General features: G+C 64.3%; 13 protein-coding genes. 3 read left to right on the plus strand and 10 right to left on the minus strand.

Annotated elements, in window-relative coordinates:
- Positions 1-31 precede the first annotated feature (31 nt).
- From ACZ5YV_RS08625 to ACZ5YV_RS08665, 9 genes are read right to left on the minus strand one after another with little or no spacing between them, the layout of a single operon-like run.
- Entirely contained in the window at positions 32-685 is a 654-nt protein-coding gene (locus ACZ5YV_RS08625) for a flagellar basal body-associated FliL family protein (protein WP_464787263.1), read from the minus strand.
- A 28-nt stretch (positions 686-713) separates the two neighbouring features.
- A complete protein-coding gene (locus ACZ5YV_RS08630) occupies positions 714-2,540 on the minus strand; it encodes a flagellar hook-length control protein FliK (protein ID WP_464787264.1) in 1,827 nt (608 codons plus the stop codon).
- A 1-nt stretch (position 2,541) separates the two neighbouring features.
- Positions 2,542-2,907, minus strand: a complete 366-nt coding sequence (locus tag ACZ5YV_RS08635; RefSeq protein ID WP_464789180.1) for a hypothetical protein — start codon at positions 2,905-2,907, stop codon at positions 2,542-2,544.
- 56 nt (positions 2,908-2,963) lie between these two features.
- Positions 2,964-4,292 carry a FliI/YscN family ATPase gene (locus tag ACZ5YV_RS08640; protein ID WP_464787265.1) on the minus strand — a complete coding sequence of 443 codons (1,329 nt, stop codon included), beginning with the start codon at positions 4,290-4,292 and terminating at the stop codon, positions 2,964-2,966.
- A 13-nt stretch (positions 4,293-4,305) separates the two neighbouring features.
- On the minus strand, positions 4,306-4,944 hold the full coding sequence (locus ACZ5YV_RS08645; protein ID WP_464787266.1) for a FliH/SctL family protein: 639 nt from the start codon (positions 4,942-4,944) through the stop codon (positions 4,306-4,308).
- Positions 4,937-5,962, minus strand: a complete 1,026-nt coding sequence (gene fliG, locus ACZ5YV_RS08650; RefSeq protein WP_464787267.1) for a flagellar motor switch protein FliG — start codon at positions 5,960-5,962, stop codon at positions 4,937-4,939. Before fliG ends, ACZ5YV_RS08645 begins: the two co-directional genes overlap by 8 nt.
- On the minus strand, positions 5,955-7,691 hold the full coding sequence (gene fliF / locus ACZ5YV_RS08655; protein WP_464787268.1) for a flagellar basal-body MS-ring/collar protein FliF: 1,737 nt from the start codon (positions 7,689-7,691) through the stop codon (positions 5,955-5,957). The genes fliG and fliF overlap by 8 nt, the downstream gene beginning before the upstream one ends.
- A gap of 1 nt (position 7,692) precedes the next feature.
- On the minus strand, positions 7,693-8,052 hold the full coding sequence (fliE, locus tag ACZ5YV_RS08660) for a flagellar hook-basal body complex protein FliE (RefSeq protein WP_464787269.1): 360 nt from the start codon (positions 8,050-8,052) through the stop codon (positions 7,693-7,695).
- 12 nt (positions 8,053-8,064) lie between these two features.
- Positions 8,065-9,303, minus strand: a complete 1,239-nt coding sequence (locus ACZ5YV_RS08665; protein WP_464787270.1) for a sigma-54 interaction domain-containing protein — start codon at positions 9,301-9,303, stop codon at positions 8,065-8,067.
- A 328-nt stretch (positions 9,304-9,631) separates the two neighbouring features.
- On the opposite strand from ACZ5YV_RS08665, the gene ACZ5YV_RS08670 reads away from it, so the two are divergent.
- From ACZ5YV_RS08670 to mdoH, 3 genes are all read left to right on the plus strand, one after another.
- Positions 9,632-10,459, plus strand: coding sequence for a flagellin N-terminal helical domain-containing protein (locus ACZ5YV_RS08670; protein ID WP_464787271.1), 828 nt, complete (start codon positions 9,632-9,634; stop codon positions 10,457-10,459).
- Positions 10,460-10,673: 214 nt separating this feature from the next.
- A complete protein-coding gene (locus ACZ5YV_RS08675) occupies positions 10,674-12,155 on the plus strand; it encodes an OpgD/OpgG family glucan biosynthesis protein (RefSeq protein WP_464787272.1) in 1,482 nt (493 codons plus the stop codon).
- A gap of 59 nt (positions 12,156-12,214) precedes the next feature.
- The gene (gene mdoH / locus ACZ5YV_RS08680) at positions 12,215-14,098 is read left to right on the plus strand and encodes a glucans biosynthesis glucosyltransferase MdoH (protein ID WP_464787273.1); all 1,884 of its coding nucleotides are present in this window, start codon (positions 12,215-12,217) and stop codon (positions 14,096-14,098) included.
- A 94-nt stretch (positions 14,099-14,192) separates the two neighbouring features.
- On the opposite strand, the gene ACZ5YV_RS08685 is transcribed toward mdoH, so the two are convergent.
- Entirely contained in the window at positions 14,193-14,924 is a 732-nt protein-coding gene (locus ACZ5YV_RS08685; protein WP_449473846.1) for a sigma-70 family RNA polymerase sigma factor, read from the minus strand.
- Positions 14,925-14,934: the final 10 nt, after the last annotated feature.

Consider the following 14,934-nt stretch of genomic DNA (forward strand, 5'->3'; position numbering starts at 1 on the left):
GACGGGGGACTTCCCGACCTTTCAGGCACCCCTATTGAATAACGAAATTGGTAAAATAAACGTTATCTATGCCGCCATAACCCGTCTTTTGCTTCAAAATATCGTTTATGACGCCCTTTATGCGCCCCTGGAGCTGGCGCTTGCCCTCCGGCGTCGCCAGCATCGTTTCTGGCTGCTGCGCGAGCATCATCAGAACCTGGCTGCGAATCGCCATCTCGTGGGTCTTGATCGCCTCGATCACGCGCAGGTCGTAATAGGTCGATACAGCGACGGAAATCTGGGCGAAGGCGTCCGTGTCCGCCATGTTGGAGGTGAAGGGCGCCTGCAACTGGAAATAGGTCGCCTGATAGGCCGCCGGATTGGCGGGCGTGGGCAGATCGATGCCCTTGCCCGGATGCGCGGGCGCATGCGTGCTACCGCCGCCGCCGCCGCCGCCGCCTTCACCGTGCCCTTCGCCGCCAGCCATGCCATGGGCCTTGGCGATTTCCTCGGCGCTCTCGCCCGCGAGGACGAGGACAGGCTTGTTGGGGTCTTCCTTCGGGCCTTCTTCCTTGGCGCTGAAGAAACCGGCGGCATAAAGCCCGCCAGCCGTTCCCGCGCCACCCAGAACGAGCGCGGCGGCGACGAGGAGGATCATCTTCTTGCCCCCGCCCTTTTTCTTCTTCGCCTTCGCCTCGTCGCTCATCTGCCGGTCCCCCGAATATCCTTAAATCCTATGCGTACCGCGCGCGCGCCCTGTCATGGGCGGCAGGCTGCGCGTCTGCATGGTTAAGAACGGCAGGATCGCCGGAGCCTTTAGGGCCAAAGCCGTTATTTTCGCGCCCCTGCCAGCGATTTTGCTGACCCTGGGGCTGGCCCATATTCTGGCCACTATTCTGCGCCCAGGCGGACGTTTGAGAGCCCTGCTGCGACTGTTGCTGCTGCTGAGACGAGGACTGATTGGCCGTTTCGGCGCGATGCGCTTCGGCGACCGCGGGCGCGCGTTCGACCTTCACTTCGGCGATGCGCACGGCGGCCAGCCCTGCGTCGAGCTTCAGCCGGTCGCTATCCTGGCGCAAGGCCATTTCCGCCGCCTCGCTGGCAACCGTCAGGCTGACAGCCGCGCCATCCGTATCATGGCGGATGTCCACCTGCACGGCGCCCAGATGGTGTGTATCGATCTGGAAGCGGCCCTGCGCGCCATTGGCGGACAGCCTAGCGATGTCGCGGGCGAGCCCGTCGATCCACTGGCCCGATACGCCCATATCGACGACCTGGGTGCCAAGGCTGGCGGACAGGTCAGGCGATGGCGAAGCGATTGGCAAGGACGGCGTGGTGCCCTGCGGCGCAGAGGCGGCAGGGACAGCCGGAGCTGCGTCGGAGGGCGGTGGAAGGATGGAGGGATCGAACGCCGTGTCAACAGGACGAGCCGACGCATCGGCTTTGGCATGAGCGGCGGCCGAAACCTGTTCGCCAACCCGCACGGATGCGCCAGTCTGGCGCGCGGCCACCTGTTCACGCACGATTTGCAGCAGGGAGATCGCTTCTGCCTTCACTGGCTTGCCATTGAGAACCGGCGCTGCTGCCACGGTGAGTTCGGGCGCCGGGCTTTCGTTTCCGGCAGTCGCAACGGGTGCATCGGAAACCGCTGACGGGACCTCGCCCTCGCTGCGTGCGGCCCGCTTGTCAGGAGCGATCCCTTCAGGTTCGGGCGGCAGCGGCGAGCGGCCTTTCGGCGGCGGTGGCATCGCCCCCGTCATCGCGGTCATGTTTGACATGGCGGCGGTGGCTTGCGGGTTGTCCGCCGACACCTGTTCTGCGGCGAGTGGCACCGAAACAACCGGCGGGACATCCGCAGCCGCCGCGACGGGTTGCGGCGCTGGCGCCACAGTAACGGCATCCTGCTGCGGCAGTTCAGTCTTCGCCTTTTCCTTGCGCGAAGATTTTGTGGGGGCCGGAGGAGCGTCCTGTACTACCGGACTGACCACTTCCGGCGCAACGTCGTCCTTACGGATGTCCGGGCGCGGCTTGGGCAAGTGAAGGGGTTCGGCCACTTGTTCCGGTTGTTCCGGCGATGCGGCGTCAGGCTGAATGGGCGCTTCGTTCGGCAAGCCTGCCTCAGGCTGCACGGGGAGACCGGCAGGCTCGACCGGTGCCTGCTCATCGACTGGCGCATCAGCAGCCTGCTTGATGAGACCCAGCACTCGGCCGGGCGGCAATGATGACGGCAAATCCTTGCCAGCGGCAACCGCTATGGCAAGCCCGTGCGGCACATGGCCATGCTCGGGCGCGGCCTCTGGCTGACCGATGTTCATAGGAAGAATTGGGGCGGTGGTGGCAGCATCCTGTCCCTCGACGCCGGAAATCTCGGGCACGGCGACCGCGGCATCCGGCCCGTCAATCTCCGGCAGGGCTGGAGACGCAACAGTCTCTTTAGCCATGGTGCCATTGAGCAGCGCGGCGAAGTCCGCCGTTTCGCCCGGTGCGGTAGGCTGCGACGCAGCCGTGCCCGGCGACGCCGAGGAAAAGAGCAGTGCCTTCAGGCTGGAAAGCATGTTCATGTCAGACATCTCCTGTCCGCTGCATCCGGCGGTAGCGCGGCAAGGCCGCCAGCTTGTTCTCTCGCCATTCCTCCAGGTCCGCGCGGGCGCGATCCTTGAGCTTTTCGGCGATTTCGCGATCCCGATTGGCCACAAGGGTGAGGCCTTCTTTCGCCTCAACCTTGCGGCGCGCATCGTAGAGCGCACCATCCAGCTGACGGCCAGCCTGCTCCAGCCGACCAGCAAGTTCCTGCATCGCTGCAAAATTCGCGCCAATTGCCATGCCGGGGTCGGAAAAAAGATCGCTCCGTACCTTGCGCAGCCTGTCAGCATTCCGCTCGATGCCGTCCGCCTCGTCCTGGGCGCGGGCGGTTTCGGCAACGGCCATGGCGTGTTGCACATGGCGGACGCGCAGCACGCGCTGGCGGGTTTTGAGCGGACCCTTCACGCGCCAAACTCAGCGATCAGGGCACCAGCGCTCGTGTCGAGGTCGATCCGGCTTTTTTGATCCTGCCGGATGAAGTCGAGGATTTCCTGGCGGCGCTGCACGGCTTCATCGATCACCGGATCATTGCCGGGACGGTAGGCGCCCATCAGGATCAGGTCGCGATTTTCCTCATAGGCGGCCCAGAGGCGGCGGTAGGAGGCTGCGGCCATGCGATGTTCGTCCGGCACAACATCCGCCATGACGCGCGAGAGCGACTTGCCGATGTCGATGGCGGGGAAGATCGCCTGTTCCGACAGATGGCGTGAGAGGACGAAGTGGCCGTCCACGATAGCACGAGCGGCGTCCACGATTGGATCATCGGTATCGTCGCCGTCTGCCAGCACGGTGTAAAGCGCGGTGATGGAGCCACCGGTGCGGGCATCGACGCCAGCACGTTCCACCAAGCGCGGGATCAGCGCGAGGGCCGAGGGCGGATAGCCCTTCATCGCGGGCGGCTCGCCCAGCGCGAGGCCAATCTCGCGCTGGGCGTGGGCGCAGCGGGTCAGGCTGTCGATCAGCAGCAGCACCTTCTTGCCCCGCGCGCGGAAATATTCGGCGATGGCGGTGGCGCGCGCGGCGGCGCGCAGGCGCAGCACCGGGGGATGATCGGCGGGCACTGCTACCACGATGCTCTTGTGCATCGAATTTTTGAGCTTGGTTTCGAGGAAGTCGCTGACTTCGCGGCCACGTTCGCCAATCAGGCCCACGACGACGATGTCGGCTTCGGCCCCGGCGATCATCTGGCCCATGAGGACCGACTTGCCGACGCCAGAGCCCGCAATGATGGCGATACGCTGGCCGCGCCCGGCGGTGAGCAACGCGTTGACCGCGCGGACGCCCAAGTCGAAGGGTTCGGTGACACGGCCCCGGTCGAGCACATTGCCCTTGACGCCGTTGAGCGGCCAGGAGCCGCCCGCGATGATCGGCCCCTTACGGTCGAGCGGCTGGCCCATGGCGTCGATGACGCGGCCGATCAGCCCCTCGCCCACCTGCACCATATTCGCCTGACTATCCGGTTCGACGCGCGCACCATTTTCCAGCGGCACATCATTGTCGAGCGGCACGAGCAAGGTCTTATCACCACGAAAGCCGATGACTTCGGCCCGGCAGACTGTGCCGTCCGATGCGATCACCCGCGCGCCCGCGCCGATCGGCTTGCGGAAGCCTGTGACGTCCAGCATGCCTGCGTCGTGGCTGACCAGTCGGCCAACATGGCGGGGTGCACGGTTCTGAACCTGAAGATGGTCGAACAGGCTTTCGGCCTGGGCAAGCGCGGCCTTGATCATGCCCAAATTCCCTTCATGAACGGCCTTCCATATCGTCCATCAGCGCGCGCAGGCGCGACAGGCGCACATCCGGTCCGTCCTCGACCCAGCCATCGGCAGTTTCGAGACGTACGCAGCCACGATGCATGGCGGGGTCGCCGATCAGCTTCAGCCCGATCGCTTCGCCTTCCAGCATCGCCGCATCTTCGGGATGCAGGTGCAGTGCGCTCTTGTCCTGATTATCCTGGATGAAGGCAGCAACAGTGTCACAACGCTGGACCAGCCGTTCGATGTCGATCTCCACCTCGCCCACGATCTGCTCGACCAGGCGAATGACCGCAGCGGACAACATGGTGGACAGCATGCCACTGGGCGCGGGCGTCAGCAGTTCCAGCGCTTCAGCAAGGCGAGCCCGCGCTTCGGCATCGGCGGCGGAGGCGTCCCCGACCACCCGGCATCCTTCATCGAAGCCGAGGGTGAAGGCTTCCATCCGTGCCTGCTCCAGCAGGTCTTCGTCGGTCATCGCGGGCATGGCGTTGTGCATCGTCATGCCGGGCGCAGCCGCCCCATCGCCATAAAGGCTGCGAAAGCTTCCGCTTTTCACCTGCCCCATACCGCCCAGCGGAATGCTGGAGGCGTCCTGGCAGCTGCCCGCGTCCCAGACCTTAAACAAAGTCGTTCCCCTTGCCACCCAGCATGATGGTGCCAGCGTCGGCCATGCGGCGCGCGGTGGCGATAATCAGCTTTTGCGCCTCCATCACCTCGGCAAGGCGGATGGGGCCCCGTTCCTCGATCTCGTCGGCGATCGCCTGAGCCGCACGGGCGGACATGGCGCCGAAGATCTTCCCCTTCAGCATCTCGTTCGCGCCCTTCAGCGCCACGACCAGCACGCTGCTGTCGATGGTGCGCATCAGCGTGCCCATATTCTTGTCATCCATGTCGATCAGGTTATCGAACACGAACATCTCTTCCTCGATGGTCTGGGCGATCATCTTGTCGCGCTTGGCGACGGCCTTCATGATCCGCTGTTCATTGTCCTTGCGGACGTTGTTCATGATCGCGGCGGCTTCGATCGTCCCGCCGCGTTGCGATGCCGCGCCCTGCTTCTTCGACGTCGAACCGCGCAGCAGCAGTTGCTCCAGGTCATCCAGCGCTTCGTTCGACACGGGGCCGAGCGTGGCGATGCGATAGACGATCTCTTCCTGATATTCTGCCGGAAGCAGTTGCAGGACGTCAGCGGCGACCGGCGCTTCCAGATGAGCGAGCACAATCGCCATGATCTGCGGATGCTCCGCCTCGATCAGCGAAGCCACTTCCTTGGCGTCCATCCACTTCAGCATTTCCAGCTGGGTGGAGCGGGTCGGCGGGGTGATGCGCGCCAGGATGGTCTCGGCGCGTTCTTCGCCCAGTGCCTTGGTCATGGCACCCCGGATGTGTCGGGTCGCGCCATAACCGATGGTGGTGCGCTTCTTCGCCTTGGTCACGAAATGGTCGAGTGCTTCGTTGACTTCCTCGACCGCGACATCGGCGACGTCATACATGGCATAGCCAAGCTGGCGGACTTCGTCGGGTTCCAGGCGCGAGAGGATCTGCGCGGCTTCATCCTCATCGAACAGCATCAGCAGGACGGCGGCGGCAGCGCTGCCTTTGATCGCGCCAAGACCATTTGGGGCTTCCATGGCTTCAGCCATTGTCCTTCTTCCCTTCCTTCAGGAGGTCGCGGACGACAAGGGCGGCACGATCAGGGTCCTGCTTCACGAAGTTGCGAATGAGGTCGGCGCGCTGCGCATAGTCATAAGTGGAGGAGATCATGTCGAGCGTCACCGCCTGACCTCCGGCCGGTGCCACGCTGACCTGCCGACCAATCTCGGTCGAGATTTCGCGGCCGATCTTTTGGCCCTGCGCGGCCATGTTGGCAGCGGCGGCTTCCTGAGCAGCGGCGCGGCGCTTCAGCAGCGGACGACCGATCCCGAAGATGACGAGCAGCGCGACGGCGAGAGCGGACAGGTTGCGCACCAGCGGCGAGACCCAATCGGCCTCATACCAGGGCGCTTTCACTTCCTCGGCCTTCACGAAGCTGCGTGAGGACAAGGCGACCACGTCGCCGCGAGCCTGATCGAAACCCACCGCGCCCTTCACCAGTGCTTCCAGCGCAGCGATTTCCTGCGCCGAGCGGGGCTTGCCATCTGCGCCGTTGTCGAGCGCGACGGCGACCGACAGGCGCTTGACGGTGCCAACCGCGTCACGAGTTACGGACACTTCCCGGCCAAGCTCAAAGCTGCGGTTGAAGGTTTCTTCGGTCTTCAGCGGCGCGCTGGCGGGGGTAGCGGGCTGGTTGGCCTGCGTCCCCTGGCTGACGGCCTGGCCGTTGGGGTTGGTCTGCGTGACGGTCGGGTTGACCGGCGCCTGATTGCTCAAAGCGCCCGGAACGCCGCTGGCTTCACCGCCTGCACCCTGACCGCGCGGGTCGGATGCCCAGCTGCCGGTTTCGGTGCGCAGGCGCGCTTCGTCCTGCGGATAGGTTTCGCGGGTCGCCTGACGTTCGGCAAAGTTCAGTTCGGCGCGGACTTCAGTGGAAAACTTGCCCTCGCCCAAGATGGGGGTCAGCAGCGCGATCACCGACTGGCGGTAGCGGTCCTCGATCTTGCCCTGAACAGCCAGCTGGCGGTCATCGGCGGCGTTACCGTCATTGTTGCTGAGCAGGCGGCCGTTCTGGTCCACCAGCGAAATCTGATCGGGGCTGAGTTCGGGCACCGACGAGGCGACGAGGTGGACGATCGCGCTCACCTGCGCATCGGTCAGCGTGCGGCCCGAAGCGAGGCGGAGCATGATCGATGCCGAAGGCTTGGCGCGATCCCGCAGGAACACGCTGGGCGGTTCGACGGCGAGATGGACCTTGGCGCTTTCGACACTGTCGATCGCCTCGATCGTGCGGGCAAGGTCCATCTCGCGGGCGGAACGGAGCTTCTCGCCCTCGACCGCGCGGCTGGCGCCCATCGGCAGGCTGTCGATCATGCTGTTGCCGTCGGGCGCACTTTTGGGCAGGCCCTGTGCGGCCAGCATCATCTTCGCCTTGAAATAATCGTCTTCGGCCACGGTCATCGCGCCCGACTTGTCGAAGTCATAGGCCAAGCCGCTCTGGTCCAGAACCTGCGCAACCGCTGATTTGTCGGCATCGGGCAGGCTGCGGAACAGGTCGCGCTGCGGCGGTTCGCGCAGCGCCAGCCAAGCGGCTCCTGCCGTGGCGACGACGCCCAGCAGGCCGAGCAGCGGCAGGCTTTTCGCTACTGCAGGCTGCTTAATGAAGCCGGTGAAGCGCGCCTTGAGCGCATCGGCCCCCTTTGCGCCGCCGAAAGCGGAGCTGGTGGAGGGGAGAGCAGCGCCAGCGCCGCCATCGAGTGTGAGTGCGTTCTCGCTCATATTACACCGGCATGCTCATAATGTCCTTGTAGGCGGACAGGAGTTTGTTGCGGACCTGGAGGGTCGCTTCGAAGCTGACCGACGCCTGCTGCTTGGCCAGCATGACGGCGGCGATGTCAGTCGTTTCGCCCCGTTCGAAGGCAGAAGCCGCCTCCCCCGCCTGGCTCTGAAGCCCGTTGACCTGCTGGAGCGCGGAGTTCAGCGCCTCGGTAAAGCCGCCGGGCTTGGTGCCCTGCGCGCCGCCCACATCCACGCCGCCGCCGACCGTGCCGGTCTGGGCAACGTCGCGCAGAGCGGCGTTCTTCTGGAGGATGGCGCTGCGGATGGCCATCACGCTGTCAGTCGGGGAAATGCCGGTCATGCCCTACCTCCCTCAAGCCGCTGCAAGTTCGCGCATTTCGGCAAGCCGGTAGCGCAGGGTACGTTCAGAGATACCGAGCTTGCGCGCGGCGGCGGCACGGTGGCCGTCCGTCTCACGCAGCGCGGCGCGGACCGCCTCCAGTTTCGACTGGTGGGCGACGTCGCGTAGGCGGACCGGCTCGGCCGGGGCAGGCGCGCCGACGACGCGCAGTTGCGGCGCTCCGGCGATGTGCAGGTCTTCGGCCTCGATCCGGTCGCCCTCACGCAGCACGATGGCGCGCTGAAGAACGTTGCCAAGTTCGCGAGCATTGCCGGGCCAGACATAGGCGGCGAGCTTTTCCAGCGCGGCGGCGGTCGGCCATACGAAATCCTGATGGCGCAGCAGCATGGCTGCGGCGATCGCGGTCACATCGCCAGCGCGCTCGGCCAGCGGGCGCAGCTCCAGCGGCATGACGTTGAGGCGCCAGTAAAGGTCTTCACGGAAGCGCCCAGCGGCGACTTCGGCGGCGAGGTCACGGTTGCAGGCGGCGATGATGCGGACATTGACCGGCACTGGATGGGTTGCGCCGACGGGCAAGATTTCGCCTTCCTGAAGAGCGCGGAGCAGCTTCGCCTGAAGCGGCAGCGGCAGTTCGGCGATCTCGTCGAGGAACAGCGTGCCGCCATCAGCGGCGAGGAACAGACCATCCGAAGCGTTGGCCGCACCAGTGAAGCTGCCCTTTTTGTGACCGAAGAGCATTGCTTCCATCATGGTTTCAGGAAGCGCGGCACAATTGACGGCAATGAAGTCGTGGGAAATGCGGCCCGACTGCGCATGAAGGAAGCGCGCCATGCCTTCCTTGCCGGTGCCGGTGTCGCCCTGGATCAGGACGGTGGCATCGCTGCGCGCCACGCGGCCCGCTAGCGTCATCAGGCGGGTGCTGGCAGCGTCGCCCACCGCCGGGATGCTTGCCGGGCGTGCCAGCTCGGCGATCAGGGCGAAGGAGAAGGCCATGTCTTCAAGGCCGAACGCCACGCGTGCGGGCAGGCCGTTGGCGGCAGGCACCAGCGAAGGCTGGCCGTCGACCAGGTTGATCAGGATGTCGCGATGGGTGGCATGGCCGATCTCCGTCGCCAGCAGCACACGGCGGTCATCCCGTTCACGCGGGCTCTGCGCATCGACGATCCGTACCATGTAGAAGGCATTTTCCAGCCAGTGCTGCAAGCCCGGAACGAGGGCGCAGACTCCTCGGCTGACGTCTAACGATGCCATGAAAGTCCCCAATCATTTTGGTTGGATTGTGCCCCCGCACGTTCCAACCCCCTTCGATGCTCTGACAAATGCCCTTCGCATGGTTATCATCTGGTTAATGCGGCAATAACCTTGCCGGTTGGCGGCAATTTTCTTCCGCTTTCCGGCCGCCCGAAGTCGGCTTCTATAGGACGCGCCCGCGTGAAAGCCTTGATTTCCGGGCTTTTTCAACTTTTCTCAAAAAAATCGCGCTCAGCCCTAAAAGCTTTTTTCCGCGTGCCGTTATCCCCTTTCGAGGCCGCAAGCAGCCTGATGGCAGCGACCTGATAGGACATAGAAAGGGAATATCATGACTGTTATCGGAACCAACTCTTCTGCTCTGCGCGCCGCCAATGCTTCGGCTCTCGCCGGCAAGGCACTGAGCACGGCGATGGAGCGCCTGTCGAGCGGCAAGCGCATCAACAGCGCCAAGGACGACGCAGCCGGTCTGGCAATCGCCTCGCAGATGACCTCGCAGATCAAGGGCATGACCCAGGGCATCCGCAACGCCAACGACGGCATCAGCCTTGCGCAGACCGCTGAAGGCGCGCTGGGCGAAGTCGCCAACATGCTGCAGCGTATCCGCGAACTGGCCGTCCAGTCGAAGTCGGAAACCTACTCGGCGACCGACCGCACCAACCTGAACGCTGAAGCGACCGCGCTGAAGACGCAGATCACCAGCGTCCTCGCCACGACAGAATTCAACGGCGTCCGCATCTTCAACAGCGCGGCTGGCGCAACCTACACCGCCAAGGCTGGCGACGTCGATATCCAGGCTGGTGCAAATTCCGGCGACGTGGTGAACATCGCCTTCGCCGCCCTGACCAACCTTGCTTCTTCGGACGTCAGCACGACGACCGGCGCTGCCACGGCCCTGACCGATGTTGACACCATGCTGAAGGACGTAGCCACGACCCGCGCTTCGCTCGGCGCTGCGCAGAACCAGCTGGAATCGACGGTCAATGGCCTGACCAACAACATCACCAACCTCTCCGACGCCAAGAGCCGCATCGAAGACGCCGATTTCTCGGCTGAAACGACCGCCCTCGCCAAGGCGCAGATCCTGAACCAGGCTTCGACCGCGATGCTCGCCCAGGCGAACCAGAGCCAGCAGAACGTCCTGAAGCTGATCCAGTAATCCGGTTCAGTACCTCAAATTGACAGGCGGGGTATTGGTCACCTGACAGCCAGTCACGGGAACCCGGCGCATCAACAGTCCCCACCGCGTCGGGCAACCAACCTTCGATCGAACGGCCAGCATATCGAAGCCTCCGTCCCCCCGGGCGGAGGCTTCACCGCATTTTGGGTGGCTTAGGCTTGCAATGTGCGGCCATGCGCCCATCATTACGGCCATGATGAAGATTGACCGGCGCGCGATGATCGCCGCCTCAGGCGCCACGCTTCTCCTGCCCGGATCGGCCCTTGCCCAGGGTCGCGAGCGCTTTTCATGGGAAATGGTGATCGCCCGCGCCCAGCGCCTCGCGCGGCAGCCTTATAGGGAAACGCCGCATCATCCCGGCGCCCGGAAGGTCGACTATGATGCCCTCTACAAGGCGCGCTTCCGGGAAGACCGGACCATCTGGGGCAATTTGCCCGGCGACACCGGGGTGCAGCTTTTCCCGCTCAGCGCCTCGGCCGAACAGCCGGTGGAAATCGAGCTGATCGAAAATGGCCGCGCCGTCCCCCTGCGTTATGATCCAACGATGTTCGACGCGCCTGCCGACAATGCGGTGCAACAGCTTGGGCCGGACGCAGGCTATGCCGGGTTCCGCGTCATGAATGCGGCGCGCAATGGCGACTGGCTGTCCTTCCTCGGGGCAAGCTATTTCCGCTCCCCCGGCGCGACCAAGCAGTTCGGCCTGTCCGCCCGTGCGATCGCCATCAACACCAGCATCCAGGGCAAGGAGGAGTTCCCCCGCTTCACCCATTTCTGGCTGGAACGCACCGGCCGCAGCAGCATCACCATCTATGCCCTGCTTGATGGCGCCTCCATTACCGGCGCCTATCGCTTCGTAAGCGAGCTGACCCCACAGGGCGTGCGGCAGGATGTGGACACCGCGCTTTTCCCCCGCCGCGCGATTGCCGAACTGGGACTGATGCCGATGACCAGCATGTTCTGGTATGATCAGGCAAGCCGCGCGTCCCGCACCGACTGGCGCCCGGAAATCCATGATTCCGACCTGCTCGCGATCGGCAGCGCTGATGGGACGACCCATGCGCGTCCGCTTATCAATCCGTCCGCCCCGCGCGTCGACGCCTTTGCCGAACGCAATCCTCAAGGCTTCGGCCTGATGCAGCGGGACCGGAATTTCGACCATTATCAGGATGACGGCGTTTTCTACGAGCGCCGTCCCTCGCTATGGGCGTCTTCGCGCAAACCATTGGGTGCCGGGCAAGTGCGGCTCTACGAATTTCCCACTACCAGCGAATATGTCGATAATGTCTGCGCCTATTGGACCCCGGCGGCGGCAGTGCGCGCGGGCAGCAGGATCGACGCCAGCTACCGGCTGGACTGGTCATCCACGAGTGGACCGGCAAAGAGCGGCGCGGTGCTCGCCAATATCTGGACCGGACAGGCTAATGAAGCGGGCGTGGACCGCCTGATCCTCGACTTTTCCGGCGTCCAACAAGATGCGCGGCCGGACATCTGGGTCGATACGGCAGGCGCCGTGTTGGTCAGGAAAGGAGGTTATCCCGTCCTGCATCAGCCCGGCCTCTTCCGTGTCGCCCTCGATCTGCGGCGGGATGGCGGCAAAGCGGCCGATATCCGGGTCCAGCTTCGCTCCGGCAATACCGCGCTCAGCGAATATGTGCATTATCCGCTAGGCGCGTGAAGAAACCGGCGGAGACTGGGCGCATTGCGTCCGTTACGATGACAGAACGGAAACACAGGATGGCAATCAGTGGCGGGCAGACGAGCGGCGAAGCGGCGCAAGCCCTTGCGCGCGGGTTCGAGCATGTGCCCGCCGAAATGCCCCTCGCCATGCCGGAACAGGATTTCCGGAAGCGTCCGCGTGACTTCCCCCATCGGCCGCTGAATATCGACCAATGGGCGCGGCGCATGCTGGTCGTGCTGCTGGCTTTGCTTCCCGCCTCCATTGCGGCTCATGAGATGCGGCGGTCGATTGGTCTGGACGGCATTTCGCTATGGGAAGGCGTCTATCTTGCCCTCTTCATTCCGCTGTTCGCGTGGATCGCCTTCGGCTTTGCGACCAGCCTGATTGGCTTCCTCACGCTGACCTTGGGCAAGGGTCCGGGCGCCCAACCCCATCGCGCGCTGTTCGCTAGTCCGATCCGGGGCCGCACGGCCGTGCTTCTACCCGTCTGTAATGAGGATTTCCTGGGCGTCATGGGCCGCCTTTCGTTCATGGAACGCTCGCTGGCGCAGGTCATGGGTCATGAACGCTTCGAATTCTTCATCCTGAGCGATTCCAACCCCGCCAATGGAGAGATTGAGCGCCAGGCCTATATGGAAATGCGCAAGGGCTTCTCGCGCCCCGTCCATTATCGCCGACGCGCGCTGAATATCGGTCGCAAGCCGGGCAATATCGCCGAATGGGTTCAGCGTTTCGGCGGCGGCTACGACTATATGATCGTGCTGGACGCGGACAGCGTGATGAGCGGCCAGACCATGGCGCGTCTGGCGCTCGACATGGAACGGCACCCGCATGTCGGCCTTATCCAGACCGTGCCCACGCTTGTAGGCGCGACCACCTTCTTCGCGCGCTGGCAACAGTTCGCCAGCCGTCTGTTCGGCCCCATTTCCGCTGCGGGCATGATCTGGTGGGCGGGATCGGAAGGCATGTTCTGGGGGCATAATGCCATCCTGCGCACCAAGGCCTTCGCGCAAAGCTGCGGCCTTCCCGAACTGCCGGGACGCGCGCCATTTGGCGGCCATATCATGAGCCATGACATGATCGAGGCCGCGCTGCTGCGGAGGCGCGGCTGGGACGTTCACATGGTCATGGCCGACGACAGTTTCGAGGAGTTTCCCCCTTCCCTGCCCGACCTCGCGACCCGCGATCGGCGCTGGTGCCAGGGCAATATCCAGCATGTGCCGCTCATCCCCAAGATCAGGGGACTGCATCTGGTCAGCCGCTTCCAGCTGCTGGTCGGCGCTTCGGCCTATTGCACGTCACCGCTCTGGCTCGCGCTGATGCTGGTGGTGCTGGGCGGCGCGCTGGCTGGCGTGTGGCCGCCCAGCGCCATCCTGCCATCGGGCGGCCTTCTGGCGCTGACGGCGGTGCTGCTGTTTGGTCCAAAGCTGCTGGCGATGGGATGGGCAATGGCCGATCCCGCCCGCCGCATCGGCTTTGGCGGAGCGGCCCGCATGAGCCGGGGCGTCATCGCCGACATCGCGCTTTCCATCCTGATGGCGCCCGTCAGTATGTTGACCCAGACGATCAACCTGTTCGGCATATTGATGGGCCGGAAAAGCAGCTGGAGCGGGCAAATCCGGGACCGCGACGGCATGTCGATCACCAGCGCCATCTGGCTGTTCAAATATCATATCATGCTTGGCGGCCTGCTGACCGTGCTGGCGATCAGGGGCGGCACATCGGTTGGATGGATCATGCCGGTCGTCGCGGGCCTCGTGCTTGCCCCCGTCCTTGCTGCCGTCACCGCCCGCAAGGATCTGGGGCAAAAGGCCGAACGCAGCGGGCTGTTCCAGGTGGCCGAGCCATGGTGGCGACCACAAAGCTATCGTCCGCCCCACTATCCCGAGCAGGTCCGAGGGGCGGCTCCGCTTCAGCAGGCAGTCGCGAACGATCGTTAGGGAACACCGTCATGCCAGCGGACGCTGGCATCTCGGGCGAGAGCAAGCGACATAGCCTCACGAGATTCCAGCTTTCGCTGGGATGACGCATCGGTCAGTCCCACTCGCGTAATTTCTCGCGCAGCTTATCCAATGCAGCCTTCTTAATCTGACACACCCGCGCCGCGCCAATGTCGAGCGCCTGGCCGATTTCCTCCAGGTTCAATTCCTCGACAAAATAGAGCTGCAACACCAGCGCCTCACGCTGCGGCAGTTCGCCGATGCACCCGGCGAGCGCTGCCTTGAGCGACTCCCGCTCCATCACGTCATCCGCGCGGTCTTCCACATCGGCAAACCACATGGACTGATCGGAATAGACCTCATCCATGCTGGTGTGCTGCACCATCTCGCAGCTGTCGGCGAGTTCGCGATAGGCGGCCGCCTCCATGCCCATTTCGCTCGCCATTTCGGCTTCGAGGGGGGCGCGGCGCAATTGCTGCTCCAGCCGGTTGCGCACTGCGGCCAGCTGCTTGCGGTTCGCCATGGCTGACCGGGCGATCGTCGCGCCTCGCCGCAGATGATCAATCATCGCGCCCCGCACGCGCATCTGCGCATAGGAGGCGAAGCCAAAGCCGCGATCCTCAAAACCATTGGCCGCCTCGACCAGTGCGACCATGCCGATTTGCAACAAATCCTCGACCTCGACCGCGCTCGACACCCGGCCATGCACATGCCAGGCGATCTTGCGCACCAGCGGCATATAGCGGCGGGCGAGTTGTTCGGGGCTATTGTTCGACCGGCCGTAGGTATTGGCATCGGAACCGGCGACGACCTTTTTCATGAACATGGGTCAGGCT

This window comes from Sphingobium sp. TomTYG46 (genome assembly GCF_055396345.1).